Here is a 13,963-nt window from a genome sequence, read left to right as displayed (position 1 = left end):
TAGTTTAGTCGCTTGTGAACTTTTCGTATAGGTTTTGTATAAAGATTATAGTGAAGCATGCTTAAAGGGCAAAAAAGCGCCTTGTTAGGCGCTTCGATGAGTTATCTGCCGTGCAAACGTGCAAGATTAAATAATGCCTGCTTGGCGCAATGCATGACGTTGTTCGCGAGTAATGCCAAGCTCGTCGAGCACCTGATGGGTGTGCTCTCCCAGAGAAGGAGGGGCCGTTGGGGCACTAATCGATTCACCGTTTATGCGGATTGGGTTCGCTACCAAATCAACCTGGCCTGCTTGGTGGTGAGGGAGCGTTTGCTTTAAGCCGCGGGCTTTAACATGGGGGTCGTCAAAGACGCGATCTAGCGTATTGATAGGGCCACAGGGCACCCCGACATTTTCAAAAGCGGTTAACCACGTATCTGTTTTCTGAGTAGCTAACGCGGCGGCGATAGCAGGAAGCAATTCCTCGCGGTGTTTTACACGCGCGCCATTGGTGGCAAATCGCGCGTCTAGCGGTAGGTTTGGCTGGTCAATCACGTGGCAAAAACGCTTAAACTGTTCGTCGTTGCCGACGGCCACGATCATGTGACCATCTGCGGTGGCAAACGCTTGATAAGGCACAATATTGGGGTGCGCATTGCCCATTCGCTCGGGCACGTGACCGGACGTTAAGTAATTGAGAGCTTGGTTTGCCAGTACGCCTACCTGCACATCCATCAGCGCCATGTCAATATGGCATCCAACGTTGCTATCGCGGCGCTGGTAAAGCGCGGCTAGCACTGCATTGGCGGCATATAAGCCAGTGAATATATCGGTAAAAGCCACACCGCTCTTCACGGGGCCACCACCGGGTTCATGGTCAGGTTTGCCGGTTAGGCTCATAATGCCGCCCATGGCTTGAATCATGAAATCATAACCGGCGCGGTGCGCATAAGGGCTTTCCTGGCCAAAGCCGGTGATCGAGCAGTAAATAAGCCGCGGATTCAGCGTCTTTAGGCTGGCGTAATCAAGGCCGTAGCGTTTTAAGCCGCCGACTTTAAAGTTTTCCAGCAGCACGTCAGACTGAGCGGCCAACTGTTTAATAAGCGCTTGCCCTTCGGCCGTTGCCATATCCACGGTAACCGAGCGCTTGCCTCGATTGGCGCACAGGTAGTACGCCGACTCTGAGCTGCCAGAGAGCCATGGAGGCCCCCAGTGGCGAGTGTCGTCACCGCTGACAGGGCGCTCTACCTTAATCACGTCGGCCCCCATGTCCGCGAGCATCTGCCCGCACCACGGGCCAGCCAGTACGCGGGAAATGTCGAGTACCTTAATGCCTGCAAGTGGTTTGGTTGCTGTGCTCATCGGGTGCCTCGTTTGCCGTTAGAAAAACGCCTGAATACCGGTTTGGGCGCGGCCAAGAATCAAGGCATGGACATCATGTGTGCCTTCGTAGGTGTTTACTGATTCCAGGTTGACCATATGGCGAATAACGCCATACTCGTCGGAAACGCCGTTACCTCCGTGCATATCCCGTGCGACGCGGGCGATATCCAACGCTTTACCGCAGTTGTTGCGTTTAATCAGCGAGATCATTTCAGGCGCCCAGTTGCCGCTGTCCATCAGGCGGCCTACCTGCAAGGCGGCTTGCAGGCCCAAGGTGATCTCGGTTTGCATATCCGCGAGCTTTTTCTGGATCAGCTGATTAGAGGCTAACGGACGGCCAAACTGTTTGCGGTCTAGCGTGTATTGGCGAGCGGCATGCCAACAGAACTCGGCGGTGCCTAATACGCCCCAGGAAATCCCGTAGCGGGCTTTATTCAAGCAGCCGAAGGGGCCTTTTAAGCCGCTAACGTTAGGCAATAAGTTTTCGTCAGGAACAAAGGCGTTATCCAGTACGATTTCACCGGTAATAGAGGCGCGCAGTGACACTTTGCCTTCAATTTTGGGTGTGCTGAAGCCGTCGGTGCCACGCTCAACAATAAAGCCTTTAATTTGGTTGTCGTGGGCAGCGGACTTCGCCCACACCACTGCAATGTCAGCAATCGGACTGTTGGTAATCCACATTTTAGCGCCGGTTAAGCGATAGCCACCGTCAACTTTTTCTGCCCGGGTAATCATGGAGCCGGGGTCTGAACCATGGTCTGGTTCGGTTAGACCAAAGCAGCCGACCATTTCACCGCTGGCAAGCTTAGGCAAATATTTGTGCTTCTGCTCTTCAGAGCCATAGGCTTCAATGGGGTACATCACGAGCGAAGACTGCACGCTCATAGCCGAACGGTAGCCAGAATCGACGCGTTCTACTTCGCGGGCAATCAAACCGTAGGCTACATGGTTAACGCCTGCGCCGCCGTACTCTGGGGAGACGGTCGCACCCAATAAACCAAGCTCGCCCATCTCATTCATAATCTGACGGTCAAAGCGCTCCTCGCGAAAAGCACTCAGCACACGTGGCTGCAGGTTTTCCTGGCAGTAGTCGTGGGCGGCATCGCGAATTTGGCGCTCTTCGTCGGTAAGCTGGTGCTCAAGGTGTAGCGGGTCATCCCAATTGAAGCGTGTCATGGCGTGAACTCCTCAGGCATTATCATATTGAGTTCAATGTATCGTCGTTCTTATAAAATTTCTACATTTTTTTAAAACGGCGAATTTATTGAATGCCTCGAGCTGTTAGCACGCGGGTAATGATTGGCACTGGGGTCATTAAGTGGTCGCGCATCAGGTTAGCTGCTTGCTCTGTGTCACGGGCTAGGATGACATCGACTAGTGCAGCATGCTCTTGGCGTTTGGTTTCCAGCGCTTGGGGAGACATCACGGTTTCCTGCAGCCACAGGTGGCGATAGCGCTCAACCTGATTAAACAGCGTATCGCGCATTTGTAGTAGGTGGGGCGAGTTGCAACCGCTGGCAATGGCGGTATGAAACGCTTTATGGCGTGAGTCCCAGCCATCAAGCAGCTCATCAGGTGAGCTCACTTCAGTCACTTTGGAAAGCCTGTGAGCAGTCGCCAACACGTTAGCTTCCCAGTCGTCGTCGCCGCGCTCGATGGCTAAGCGCAAAATCAGGCCCTCTAACTGTGCGCGGGCGTCGTAGATGTCATTGAGTTCAGCCAGTGACATCGGCGCAACACGATAGCCGCGCTGGCTAATCGCAATCACCAAACGGTCGGCGACTAGTTGGGAAAGCGCTTCTCGGAGTGGGCCGGTGCTGACGCCGTAATACTCCTTTAGACGGCTCATCAATAGCTTCTCTTCCGGCGCATAGCGGCCGCGAATAATGTCGTGCTTTAGCGCACCATAAGCGCTGATAGCGAGGTTTGGGCGCGGCGCATCGTGCTCCATGGTATCTCCCTAGGCGAGTGTACCGGGTCAGTATTTTAGACCAATGTAGGGACGTGGCGATCAACGTCGATTAACGGCTATTATCAATAAATTTTGAAAATTTGGCACAGGTAACGTCATTCATGTGGGATTTCATCATTATTGGTGGCGGTATTTTGGGGTTTTCGACCGCTATGCAGCTGCAAAAAGCGTATCCAGAGAAACGTATGCTGGTGCTCGAAAAAGAGTCTGGCCCCGCGCAGCACCAAACGGGTCACAATAGTGGAGTCATTCATGCCGGGGTGTATTACACACCGGGTAGTCTGAAGGCTAAGTTTTGTCTTGAGGGCAACCGCGCGATCCGTGAATTTTGCGATCAGCACAACGTAAAATACGATATCTGCGGCAAATTGTTAGTCGCTACTAATGCCGTTGAGAAACAGCGTATGGAAGCGCTATGGGAGCGAACCGCTGCCAATGGTTTGGAGCGAGAATGGCTAGAGGCTGATGCGCTAAAAGAGCGCGAGCCTAATATCTCTGGGGTAGCGGGTATTTTTGTACCTTCAAGTGGCATCGTCAATTATGCCGAGGTTACTCAAGCGATGGCCGCTGAATTCGAGCGTTTAGGGGGTGAAGTTCATTATGGCAGCTGCGTCACTGGTCTTGATGAGCGTACCAACGATGTCGTGGTGACCACGCAAAATGACACGTTCACCAGCCGTTACTTGGTGTCTTGTTCAGGACTGATGGCTGATCGGGTGATCCGCATGCTGGGGCAAGACCCTGGCTTTACGATTTGTCCGTTTCGCGGCGAATATTACTTGCTGCCAGAGCGCCATAACCGAATTGTTAATCATCTGATTTATCCCATTCCGGATCCTACCATGCCGTTTTTGGGCGTACACCTGACGCGCATGATTGATGGCACGGTGACGGTTGGCCCCAATGCGGTGCTGGCGTTGAAGCGCGAAGGCTACCGTAAACAGGATATGTCGCTGACCGACATGGGTCAGATGTTCACCCATCCGGGCATCTTGAAAGTGTTAGGCAAGCACCTAAAGCCTGGGTTGCTTGAGATGAAAAACTCGCTCTACAAGCGCGGTTATTTGTCTTTAGTGCGCAAGTATTGCCCCAGCCTAACGGCAGAAGACTTAACACCTTATCCTGCGGGGGTGCGGGCTCAGGCGGTGTCGAATGATGGCAAACTGGTGGATGATTTTCTATTTGTTAATACGCGGCGCACCGTCAACGTAGGCAATGCGCCTTCTCCTGCGGCGACCTCGGCGTTACCAATAGGAGCGCATATTGTGGAACAGGTAAAAGGGCTGCTGAGTGAGTAGTGTTGTATGAGTAGTGTTGTATTAGCATCTCACGCTAAAGCCGTGCTAACTTCTTTGCACCGTTTCTACTTGCCGTTTACGGTAACCAGAAGCAGAGGGGCTTGACGCCCCCTTATCGTCAACCCTACTTAATAAGTCCAAAAAGGACGTAGGAAATGCTCATGAGAACTCTAAAATATACAGTGGCAGCATCTATGTTAGCCGTCGCACTGCCCGCCAGTGCGCAGCAGCTCTCTATTGCGACTGGTGGTACCGGCGGGGTTTATTATCCAATCGGCGGTGGCTTTGCTGAAATGATTAATAACCATATTGAAGGCGCTCAGGCGACCGCTGAGGTTACCGGTGCCTCCGTCGAAAATATGGGCCTAATTATGCGTGGCGATGCCGATTTGGCACTCGCGCTCGCGGATACGGTTTATCAGGCTTATAACGGCAGCGGCGACTTTGAAAGTCGCCAGATTGAAAATACCCGCGCGCTGGCGTCTGTTTACCCCAATGCAGTACAGCTAGTGACGCTAGCCGAGTCGGATATCCAAACGATTGCTGATCTTGCCGGTAAGCGCGTTTCTGTTGGTGCGCCGGGTAGTGGTACCGAACTCAATGCGCGTGCCGTACTGGAAGCCAATGGCATTAGCTACGACGACTTTACTCCTCAGCGCCTCAACTTTAACGAAACTGCTGATGCCATTCGTGATGGCGATATCGATGCCGGTTTCTGGAGTGTTGGGCCGCCTACCAGCTCTATCCTAAACCTTGCGGCTACTCGTGATATCCGTCTCATCGGTCTTTCTGATGAAGAAGTTGCCAATGCACAGGAAGCAGAAGCAGTGTTCGCGCCCTATCAGCTGGCAGCGGGTATGTATGACGGCATGGATGAGGCCATTCAGACCATTGGTATTCCCAATGTCTTGGTGGTGAATTCTGATATGGATGAAGAGCTTGCCTATCAGTTGACTCAGCTGCTGTTCGAGAATACTGACGAGCTGATCGCTGTTCATCCTGCTGCCAACGACACCACGATCGAGTTCACCATGAACTCTACGCCAGTGCCGTTACACCCGGGTGCCATCCGCTATTTTGAAGAAGTTGGTGCTGATATTCCCGATCGTCTGCGCCCTTAACGGTTAACGAGCCACGTCGTAAGACATTGCCATAAGGATATTGCCATGCAGTGGCAACAACGACTGATGGTGCTCCTTGTTGCATGTTTAGCGTTCGCCGAAGTGGGGGCTTCCCCCGCTTCGGCGATTGCGTCTATGCGCCTAGTCATTGCGACCGAAGAGGGCGCTACTCTGGTGAATCAAGCAGTGCCTAATGGCGGTCGCTGGTGCCTTCAATGGAAGCACTCTGTTGAGCACTTTACGGTACTTGACTGCTATCGCAATGTGGCTGGCGTGATGCAGCTAGAGCGAAGCCATCAACCGGATTTTGCCGCCGGGCTTGGGCATATCTTTGGCCGTGGGGTGCAGGTGTCAGACGGTGAGGGCGGTTACTGGATTAACGCCATTAATGAGCCAGTTGCCAACAACCGCTATGTGTTAAGAGTGGGCTCCCCTGCGGTTAACCATCAAGTGGTGTGGCCAGGTGATGAACGCTCATCGGTGAGTTTAAGTGAGGTCGCCGCTGGGCAACGTGTCATCCTTCAATTAATTGCCCCCGACGCCGCCCCAAGTGAATAAAAACGACATTAGTTAACGCTTCCGAGGACTTCATGAACGATTCCACTCCACCGCCGGTTGTGATGCCCGGCGCGAATGCGATGCAGCCCCGCATTGTACTGTGGTGTATCACCGCGGTTGCGGTGGGCCTTTCTCTGTTTCAGCTTTACTCTGCGGGAATCCAGCCCCTGGGGCTTTTCTACCAGCGCAGCATCCACTTAGCACTGATTATGCTATTGGCCTTTTTGATGTTTCCAGCGTTTGGGCCGAAGCGGAAGCGCGGTGTTTTAGGTTGGGGGATCGATTGTCTATTTTTAGCCGGCGCGATGATCACCGGTGGTTACTTAGTATTTAATCTAGATGCGATTTTTAGCCGTGCCGGCTTTTGGAACGATACCGATATATTAGTGGCTTGCATTGCCACGGTGACGGTACTTGAGGCAAGCCGTCGTGCCGTTGGGTTTGGTATGACAGTGATTGGCCTGCTTGCCATTATCTACGCGTTTGCAGGACCTCGTGGCGAGCTGCCATGGCTAGGTGAATGGATGCCCGGCATTTTAGAGCATCGCGGCTATACCTTGGAGCGCATTGCAGGACAGCTCTATTTAGGGCAAGAGGGTATCTTTGGTTTGCCGCTGGGTGTTGCGGCAACCTATATTTTTATATTCGTGCTATTTGGGGCTTTTTTAGAAAGCACTGGTGCGGGTAAGTTTTTTATCGATATGGCGTATGCCGCCACGGGTCGCCAACGGGGTGGCCCCGCAAAAGCTGCTGTGCTGGCGTCTGCGGGAATGGGCTCCATTTCAGGTAGTGCGATTGCCAACGTGGTGACCACTGGGGCATTTACCATTCCGCTGATGAAAAAGCTGGGCTATCAGCCGAAGCAGGCGGGTGGGATTGAAGCCGCAGCATCGACCGGTGGGCAAATTATGCCGCCGCTGATGGGCGCAGGTGCCTTCTTAATTGCCGAGTACACCAATACGCCTTATTTAGAAATCGTCAAAATCAGCATTTTGCCAGCGATAATGTACTTTGCGACGGTGTATCTGTTTGTGCATATTATTGCTTTGAAGCAGGGCATGCAGGGGTTAGCAAAAAGTGAGCTGCCGCAGATGCGTCAGGTGATGAAAGATGGCTGGCACTTCCTGCTGCCACTGGCAGTATTGGTGTGGCTGCTGGCAATGAGCATGTCGCCAATGCGCGTGGGTTATTACGCAGTGGTCACCATTATCGCCGTGGCCGTTCTCCGTTATGCACTGTGGTACTTCTTTATTGCCCCCAAGCAAGGGCAGCCAGTCACCGTTAGCCGCACTAAAGGCGTGGTGTGGGCAGGGCTAGTTAAACTGGTTCAAGGCTTAGAGCTTGGCGCGCGTAATGCCGTTGCTGTTTCCATGGCGTGTGCCGTAGCAGGGATTATTGTTGGCGTAGTGGGCCTGACAGGGCTTGGCCTTAAATTCTCCTCCATGATGCTGGCTTTCTCTGGCGGCAACCTAGTGTTGGCGCTAGTGATGGTACTGCTGGCAAGCTTAATTTTGGGGATGGGGTTGCCGGTTACCGCCAGCTATATTGTCTTGATTGTGCTGGTGGGCCCAGCGCTGACCGCTGAATTTGGGGTGCCGCTATTGATCGCCCACTTAGTGGTGTTCTGGTATTCCCAAGATTCTAATGTGACTCCACCTATCGCCCTGGCAGGCTTTGCAGGGGCAGCGATTGCAGGTAGTAAGCCGATGGAGACTGGCTTCCAAGCTTGGAAGTTTGCTAAAGGGCTCTACCTGATTCCGCTGTTTATGGTCTTCAACCCAGAGATCATTGTGGGTGGGCCAGTGTTGGTGGTGGTGTGGAATGCACTGATTGCTATCTTGGCACTGTGCGCGTTTGCTGCAGCACTGGAGGGCTACTTATTCACTAAAATGTCCTTGCTGCCGCGTTTGGCGATTGGTGGCGCTATTGTTGGGGTCTTCTACCCTAGTCTGTTAACTGAAATTGCTGGGGTGGCAATAATGATGGTCGCGATTGGTGCCAATTGGGTCGCCTGCAAGCAAGAGTCTCAGCCAGTGAACGGTTAATCCAATAGCTTTAATACTCACCATGAAAAAGCCCGGCGACCATTAGGCCGCCGGGCTTTAACATTGAGAAGGCTGAGATTAGAAAATTGACTCAGCAGTACCAGATCCCTGAGAACCACTGACTTCTTCTAGTTCACGACTGATACGACGTTGCTGAAAGCCAGGAAGGTGGTCGCGGTGGAAGAGTTCCGAAATGCCTCCCGATTGACCATCCTGCAAGCGGCGGCCAGTGGTTGGGTCGATACGGGCACTGACGATAGTTTCTGGACGTTCGGGTAACGCTGAAGGCGTACCTTCTAATGCATCACCCATAAAATCTACCCAGATAGGAAGAGCGGCATTGGCGCCATACTCAGCAATAGTTTCATTGCTGTCTTTGCCTACCCACACAGTGGTCACTAAGTCGCTGTTAAAGCCAGCGAACCATGCATCACGCTGGCTATTGGTGGTGCCTGTTTTGCCAACAATATCATCGCGGTTCAAGCTTAGTGCGCCTCGTCCTGTGCCCGAGGTAATAACGTCGCGCAGCATATCGCGCAGAATATAGACAGCCGCAGGATCGGCTACTCGAGGAGCAACAGGGTACTCTTTGCCGTCGATTTCAACAGTTTCTTGCCCTTCAGCACAGCTAGGGCAAGCAACCTGGGGCGTTGCCTCATCCACTAGTTCCTCATCATCGTTACGCGTGACGCGTTCAATGAACCATGGTGCGACCTGGAAGCCGCCGTTGGCAATTACGGAGTAGGCGTTGGTCATTTCCATGGGGGTTAAGGTAGCACTGCCTAAAGCAAGTGACAGCCCACGTGGCAAGCGGCTGGGAGAGAAACCAAACCCTTCTAAATAGCTAATAGTATGGTCTAGACCCATGGCTTGTAGTACACGAATCGTGACTAGGTTGCGCGAACGAGCAAGCGCGGGGCGCAAGCGCATTGGACCTTGGAAATCCCGGCTTGAATTGACCGGACGCCATAAGGAATTACTGCCGTCATCGAGTACAACTGGGGAATCATTAACCACGCTTGCCGCATTCATTTCGCCATTTTCTAGGGCAGCAAGATAGATAAACGGCTTAAAAATAGAGCCTGATTGGCGCTGGGCTTGAACGGCGCGATTGAACTTACTTGCGTTGAAATCAAACCCACCCTGTAAGGCCAAAATAGCGCCGGTGCGAGGATCTTGGGCAACCAAAGAACCTTCGGCATCGGGCCGTTGCGATAGGCGAAGTGTTTCGTCCTGGTTTTCAACCACTCGGATCAGGTCACCACGAACAGCAATCTGCTCTGCGCTACTTGGTTCTGCACCGCGACTGCGTGGGCTTAAATAGGGGCGTGCCCAGCTTAGGCCGCTCCATTCGATTGTACGCAGCTCTCCGCCACGGGTAAGTACCTGCATCTCACGACCACTGCTCTCAACCACAATGGCTGGCTGGAGGAGGCCATAGTTGGGCGTGCGCTCTAACACCTGTAACCAGTTACTAACGTCACCATCCACCCCTTCAACTTGTGTTTGGCTGCGCTCGGCGGCTTGGCGGGCGGTTTCGCGAATTTCGGGTGATTCTGATAACTCTTCCTCTAGCCCGAGGGTAGCGGTTTGCTCTTGAGCTTCAACCAAGCTGGCAGCGATATCCTGCTGTTCTGGCCCACGCCAGCCGTGGCGTAGATCGTATGCCAATAAGCCGTTTGCCAGAGCTTGGTGCGCATAGGGCTGTAGCGTGCTATCAATCGTGGTGTAAATACGATAGCCACCGGTATATGCCGCATCGCCAAAGCGTTCCATAGCAAATTGACGGGCCATTTCTGAAACATAAGCCGCATCTACTTCGGTTTGGGTGTAATGGCGACGTGCAGTAACAGGCTCTTGCACCGCTGCTAGATAAATATCGTTTTCAATAAGACCAAGCTCGCGCATACGGAATAAAATCCAGTTGCGACGAATGAGCGAACGCTCGGAATTAGCTAGCGGGTTAAAAGCGGAAGGCGCTTTAGGAAGACCGGCAATCATGGCCGTTTGAGCTAGCGTTAGCTCTGCCAGCGGCTTGTCGTAATACGTTTCAGAGGCTGCAGCGATGCCATAAGCGCGATTACCGAGGAAGATCTTGTTGACGTAAAGCTCGAAAATCTCCTCTTTATCAAGAATCTGCTCCATTTGCAGAGCCAGAAGAATCTCGCGAATTTTGCGAGTAAACGTCTGGTCAAGCGTCAACATATAGTTGCGCGCAACCTGCATCGTGATGGTCGAGCCGCCGGATTGGATAGTACCGCCACTCTGGGCTAACTCTACCGCCGCCCTTGCAATGCCGCGAGGGTCAACGCCAGCATGATCAAAGTAATTGGCATCTTCCGCCGCGATCAGTGCGTTAATCATGTCCTGGGGAATATCAGCAAAGTCGACAGGCATGCGGCGTTCTTCGCCAAATTCACCAATGAGCTTGCCGTCATTGGTGAAGATGCGAAGCGGTGTATGTAGTTCAAAATCCTGCAGCTGGCGCACATCAGGTAGGCCAGGTGAGAAATAAATAGCAGCACCCACCACTGCCAATACGGTAGCACCAATAAGCGCAACGATCAGTGAAAACAGTGACAGGATGAGGGTTCGAAAAAACGTCATGAACAGAGTACACCCGTGGAAATGAGAATAGACACGGTATCCAAACGACCGTATCACGCAATTGGCTGCCATTATAGGAAGGGGAAGCAGCGGTCACCAGTGTTGATATGCCGTAATGCCATTCGCGTGTGACTGAGGTGAAAATCATGTAATCTCGAAACTTGCACGTTAGGCAGGCGGAGCCGAACCAAGATGCGCTTACTCACACCCCGTAAAGGGTTGATTGGCGTCGATATTACATCGGCGACCGTCAAGCTGTTAGAGCTCAAACAGTATAACGATAACTATCAAGTAGAAAGCTACGCTGTTCGTCCATTGCCAGAAGGCGCGGTGGTTGAAAGGCGCATCCGCGACATTAATGATGTGGCAAATGTGCTTAGGCGTGCTGTTGAGCACGCAAAGCCCTCTACGCGAAAAGCGGCGGTGGCTGTACCAGCGAGTGCCGCTATTACCAAAACACTGACCTTTCCTGCTTCGCTAAGCGAAGAAGAAATTGAAGAGCGAATAATCGCCGAATCTGACCGCCATATTCCTTTTCCGTTCAGCGAAGTGGCATTTGATTTTCAATGCCTCGGTCCCGCTCCTTTTGATGAGGACAAGCAAGAGGTTATTTTAGTGGCGTGTCGCCAACAAGATGTGACCCAGCTTACCGAAACATTAGAACGTGCTGGGCTGGAACCTGCTGCAGTCGACGTAGAAACATTTGCGATGGAGCGTGCGCTGGCCGAGTTACGCCGGCAACTAAACGTCGCAAACGATCCAACTGCGTGTGTGGGGTTAGTTGATATCGGGGCGAATATGAACGCTTTTCACGTGGTACGGGGCGGGCACATTGTGTATAGCCGCGATACCGTGTTTGGTGGACGTCAGTTAACCGATACGATTCGTGAGTATTACCACATGAGCATAGAAGAGGCTGGTTTTGCTAAAAAGCGTGGCGGGCTACCTAGTGATTACCAAGAGAAAGTGCTCACTCCATTTTTAGAGACGGTGGTGCAACAGGTAGGACGGTCATTGCAGCTTTATTATACCGCTGGTCGTCAGCATGAGGTTCAACATATTGTGTTAGCAGGTGGTTGTAGTGTTATTCCGGGCCTTGCAGAGCGTATCGCTGACGATAGTGGTATGTCGGTAACTATCGCTAACCCGTTTCAGCGTATGCGCATCAATAAACGGATTAATAAAGAAGCGTTAAGCAATGACGCACCTGCGATGCTAACGGCGGGCGGATTGGCAATGCGAGTTAGCCAATGAGTATTAATATCAACCTTTTGCCATGGCGTGAAGTACGGCGAGAAAGGCGCACGAAGAAGTTTTACGGCATTATGTTATTGATGCTAGTGGCAGGTGCTGCGTGTGGGCTAGGCGTCTTGTACATATATCAGCAGCAATTGGCTGCTCAGCAACAGCGTAATGCTTATATTTCTACCTATATTGAGCAGCTCAACATTGAAATTTCCGATGTGCAGCGCTATCAGGGTGATACGGAACGTTTAGGCGAGCAGTTAGCGTTGTTTCAAACGCTTAATTCCGAACGTATGAGTACAGTAAGGCTGTTTAATGATATTGCCGCTAGCGTTGCCGATGGTGTGGTGTATCAACGTATGACACGCAGCGGAGAGCTCGTTAGCCTTTCCGCGGTCGCCAGTAATGAGCGTCAAATTTCTGAGCAGTTACGACAAATTGCAGATATGCCTGGGTTGGGTGTGCCGCTATTTTCTGAGGTTGCCAGCGGCCAAGATGACACACGGCGTGTTTTTCAGTTTGAAGTGATGCAGCAGCCTCTTAGTGACGCTGTTTCCTTGGAGGCTGCACCATGATGGTTAACCGTGGACAGATTAACCGAGAGTGGCAACGTCTGCGCAATCTTGATTGGCAGACGTTGGATGTTAAAGAAGCCGGCGAGTGGCCCGGGCTGCTGAAAGCTCTACTAGGACTATTTGTTTTTTTAATTTCTTTTTTAGCTATTAATTGGTGGTTCGTGGGCGAGTCGCGTGACTTACTTGCCGCGGAACAGCGTCAAGAAGAGCGACTGTTAGTCGAGTATCGACGCAAAGCCTCTGAAGCTGCCTTTTTGCCAGATATACGTAGTCAGTTGTCGGTTCTTGAAGAACAGATGGTGCAGATGCAGGCAATGTTGCCTACCAGCGCAGAAATACCTTCTTTATTAGATAGCATCAGCGACGCTGCCATTGAGAATCGGCTGACCATTGAGACTATTCGTTTAAGGCCTCCGGTGAGCAATACCCACTATATTGAGCACCCTTTCGATATCCAGGTGCGAGGGGGTTACCATGCGTTGGCGCAATTTGTCTCGGATATTAGCGATCTAGCGCGAATTATTACTCAACACGACTTAACACTCTTGCCTGTTGATCAGAGCGGTGACACGCTACGAATGACGCTACTTGCACGCACATATAGCTACAAGACAGTATCGGCAGAAGGGGGCAGCACGCCATGAAGCGCTTGTTATGCCTGCTGCTGTGTAGTGTCGGCTTATCTGGTTGCAGCGATCCTCAATTAGGCCAGCTAGACCAAACACTTTCAGAAATACGCCGTGCTCCTGGTGGGCAAGCGCCGGAGATAGTTAAGAAATTACCAGAGTACCAGTCGCTTGATTACCGTTTTAGCGATGCACGCAGTCCTTTTTTAGCGCCTGAAGGCGTTCGCAAAAATGCGTTGCAGGTGGAGCAGGTCATGAGTGAACTTGCCCCCGATCAACAGCGCACCCAAGAGCCGTTGGAACGTTTTCAGCTTCAGACATTACGCTTAGTCGGTACGCTGCGTATGGGAGGGCAGCAAGTCGCATTAATTGCCCCTCCTGAGGGAGACATTGTTAGCGTACGAGAAGGTAATTATCTAGGCACCAACCATGGTCTTATTAACCAGATTGGCCCACAGGAAATCAGTATTGTTGAACGCGTTTTCAGCCCTCAGCACGGGTGGCAAGAGCGGCAGGCAACGCTCACCCTCGAGGAATAATTTTTTTACTTGTTA

General features: G+C 52.1%; 12 protein-coding genes. 8 read left to right on the top strand and 4 right to left on the bottom strand.

Annotated features, from left to right (window positions below; genetic code table 11):
• Positions 1-126: 126 nt before the first annotated feature.
• From M0220_RS04250 to csiR, 3 genes are all read right to left on the bottom strand, one after another.
• Positions 127-1,341, bottom strand: a complete 1,215-nt coding sequence (locus M0220_RS04250; RefSeq protein WP_264018777.1) for a CaiB/BaiF CoA transferase family protein — start codon at positions 1,339-1,341, stop codon at positions 127-129.
• Positions 1,342-1,359: 18 nt separating this feature from the next.
• Positions 1,360-2,538 (bottom strand): acyl-CoA dehydrogenase, encoded by a 1,179-nt coding sequence (locus M0220_RS04245; RefSeq protein WP_264018776.1) that lies wholly within the window; start codon positions 2,536-2,538, stop codon positions 1,360-1,362.
• Between the two features lie 85 nt (positions 2,539-2,623).
• Entirely contained in the window at positions 2,624-3,313 is a 690-nt protein-coding gene (gene csiR, locus M0220_RS04240) for a DNA-binding transcriptional regulator CsiR (RefSeq protein ID WP_030069635.1), read from the bottom strand.
• A gap of 122 nt (positions 3,314-3,435) precedes the next feature.
• Here csiR and lhgO point away from each other — a divergent pair, with 122 nt between their 5' ends.
• The 4 genes from lhgO (at position 3,436) to M0220_RS04220 (ending at position 8,356) form a co-directional block, all read left to right on the top strand.
• On the top strand, positions 3,436-4,632 hold the full coding sequence (gene lhgO / locus M0220_RS04235) for an L-2-hydroxyglutarate oxidase (protein ID WP_264018775.1): 1,197 nt from the start codon (positions 3,436-3,438) through the stop codon (positions 4,630-4,632).
• Positions 4,633-4,793: 161 nt separating this feature from the next.
• The gene (locus M0220_RS04230; RefSeq protein WP_030069639.1) at positions 4,794-5,753 is read left to right on the top strand and encodes a TAXI family TRAP transporter solute-binding subunit; all 960 of its coding nucleotides are present in this window, start codon (positions 4,794-4,796) and stop codon (positions 5,751-5,753) included.
• A 45-nt stretch (positions 5,754-5,798) separates the two neighbouring features.
• Positions 5,799-6,311: a DUF1850 domain-containing protein gene (locus M0220_RS04225; protein WP_030069640.1), complete on the top strand. Its 513-nt coding sequence runs from the start codon at positions 5,799-5,801 to the stop codon at positions 6,309-6,311.
• A 32-nt stretch (positions 6,312-6,343) separates the two neighbouring features.
• A complete protein-coding gene (locus M0220_RS04220) occupies positions 6,344-8,356 on the top strand; it encodes a TRAP transporter permease (RefSeq protein WP_264018774.1) in 2,013 nt (670 codons plus the stop codon).
• Between the two features lie 78 nt (positions 8,357-8,434).
• Here M0220_RS04220 and M0220_RS04215 read toward each other — a convergent pair whose 3' ends face one another.
• Positions 8,435-10,963, bottom strand: coding sequence for a penicillin-binding protein 1A (locus M0220_RS04215; RefSeq protein WP_264018773.1), 2,529 nt, complete (start codon positions 10,961-10,963; stop codon positions 8,435-8,437).
• A 192-nt stretch (positions 10,964-11,155) separates the two neighbouring features.
• On the opposite strand from M0220_RS04215, the gene pilM reads away from it, so the two are divergent.
• From pilM to M0220_RS04195, 4 genes are read left to right on the top strand one after another with little or no spacing between them, the layout of a single operon-like run.
• Positions 11,156-12,217 (top strand): type IV pilus assembly protein PilM, encoded by a 1,062-nt coding sequence (pilM, locus tag M0220_RS04210; RefSeq protein WP_030069643.1) that lies wholly within the window; start codon positions 11,156-11,158, stop codon positions 12,215-12,217.
• Positions 12,214-12,783, top strand: coding sequence for a PilN domain-containing protein (locus M0220_RS04205; RefSeq protein ID WP_264018771.1), 570 nt, complete (start codon positions 12,214-12,216; stop codon positions 12,781-12,783). The genes pilM and M0220_RS04205 overlap by 4 nt, the downstream gene beginning before the upstream one ends.
• The gene (gene pilO, locus M0220_RS04200) at positions 12,780-13,427 is read left to right on the top strand and encodes a type IV pilus inner membrane component PilO (protein ID WP_264018770.1); all 648 of its coding nucleotides are present in this window, start codon (positions 12,780-12,782) and stop codon (positions 13,425-13,427) included. The genes M0220_RS04205 and pilO overlap by 4 nt, the downstream gene beginning before the upstream one ends.
• Positions 13,424-13,948, top strand: coding sequence for a pilus assembly protein PilP (locus tag M0220_RS04195; protein WP_030069649.1), 525 nt, complete (start codon positions 13,424-13,426; stop codon positions 13,946-13,948). The genes pilO and M0220_RS04195 overlap by 4 nt, the downstream gene beginning before the upstream one ends.
• Positions 13,949-13,963: the final 15 nt, after the last annotated feature.

This window comes from Halomonas qinghailakensis (assembly GCF_025820815.1).
Taxonomy (GTDB): Bacteria; Pseudomonadota; Gammaproteobacteria; order Pseudomonadales; family Halomonadaceae; genus Vreelandella; species Vreelandella qaidamensis.
The sequence above is the reverse complement of the archived record's forward strand: the minus strand, read 5'-3'. Positions and strand labels throughout refer to the sequence as shown.

Coding starts and splice junctions, on each gene's coding strand:
- M0220_RS04250 (WP_264018777.1), bottom strand. CDS start 1,341: ATGAGCACAGCAACCAAACCACTTGCAGGCATTAAGGTACTCGACATT.
- M0220_RS04245 (WP_264018776.1), bottom strand. CDS start 2,538: ATGACACGCTTCAATTGGGATGACCCGCTACACCTTGAGCACCAGCTT.
- csiR (WP_030069635.1), bottom strand. CDS start 3,313: ATGGAGCACGATGCGCCGCGCCCAAACCTCGCTATCAGCGCTTATGGT.
- lhgO (WP_264018775.1), top strand. CDS start 3,436: ATGTGGGATTTCATCATTATTGGTGGCGGTATTTTGGGGTTTTCGACC.
- M0220_RS04230 (WP_030069639.1), top strand. CDS start 4,794: ATGAGAACTCTAAAATATACAGTGGCAGCATCTATGTTAGCCGTCGCA.
- M0220_RS04225 (WP_030069640.1), top strand. CDS start 5,799: ATGCAGTGGCAACAACGACTGATGGTGCTCCTTGTTGCATGTTTAGCG.
- M0220_RS04220 (WP_264018774.1), top strand. CDS start 6,344: ATGAACGATTCCACTCCACCGCCGGTTGTGATGCCCGGCGCGAATGCG.
- M0220_RS04215 (WP_264018773.1), bottom strand. CDS start 10,963: ATGACGTTTTTTCGAACCCTCATCCTGTCACTGTTTTCACTGATCGTT.
- pilM (WP_030069643.1), top strand. CDS start 11,156: ATGCGCTTACTCACACCCCGTAAAGGGTTGATTGGCGTCGATATTACA.
- M0220_RS04205 (WP_264018771.1), top strand. CDS start 12,214: ATGAGTATTAATATCAACCTTTTGCCATGGCGTGAAGTACGGCGAGAA.
- pilO (WP_264018770.1), top strand. CDS start 12,780: ATGATGGTTAACCGTGGACAGATTAACCGAGAGTGGCAACGTCTGCGC.
- M0220_RS04195 (WP_030069649.1), top strand. CDS start 13,424: ATGAAGCGCTTGTTATGCCTGCTGCTGTGTAGTGTCGGCTTATCTGGT.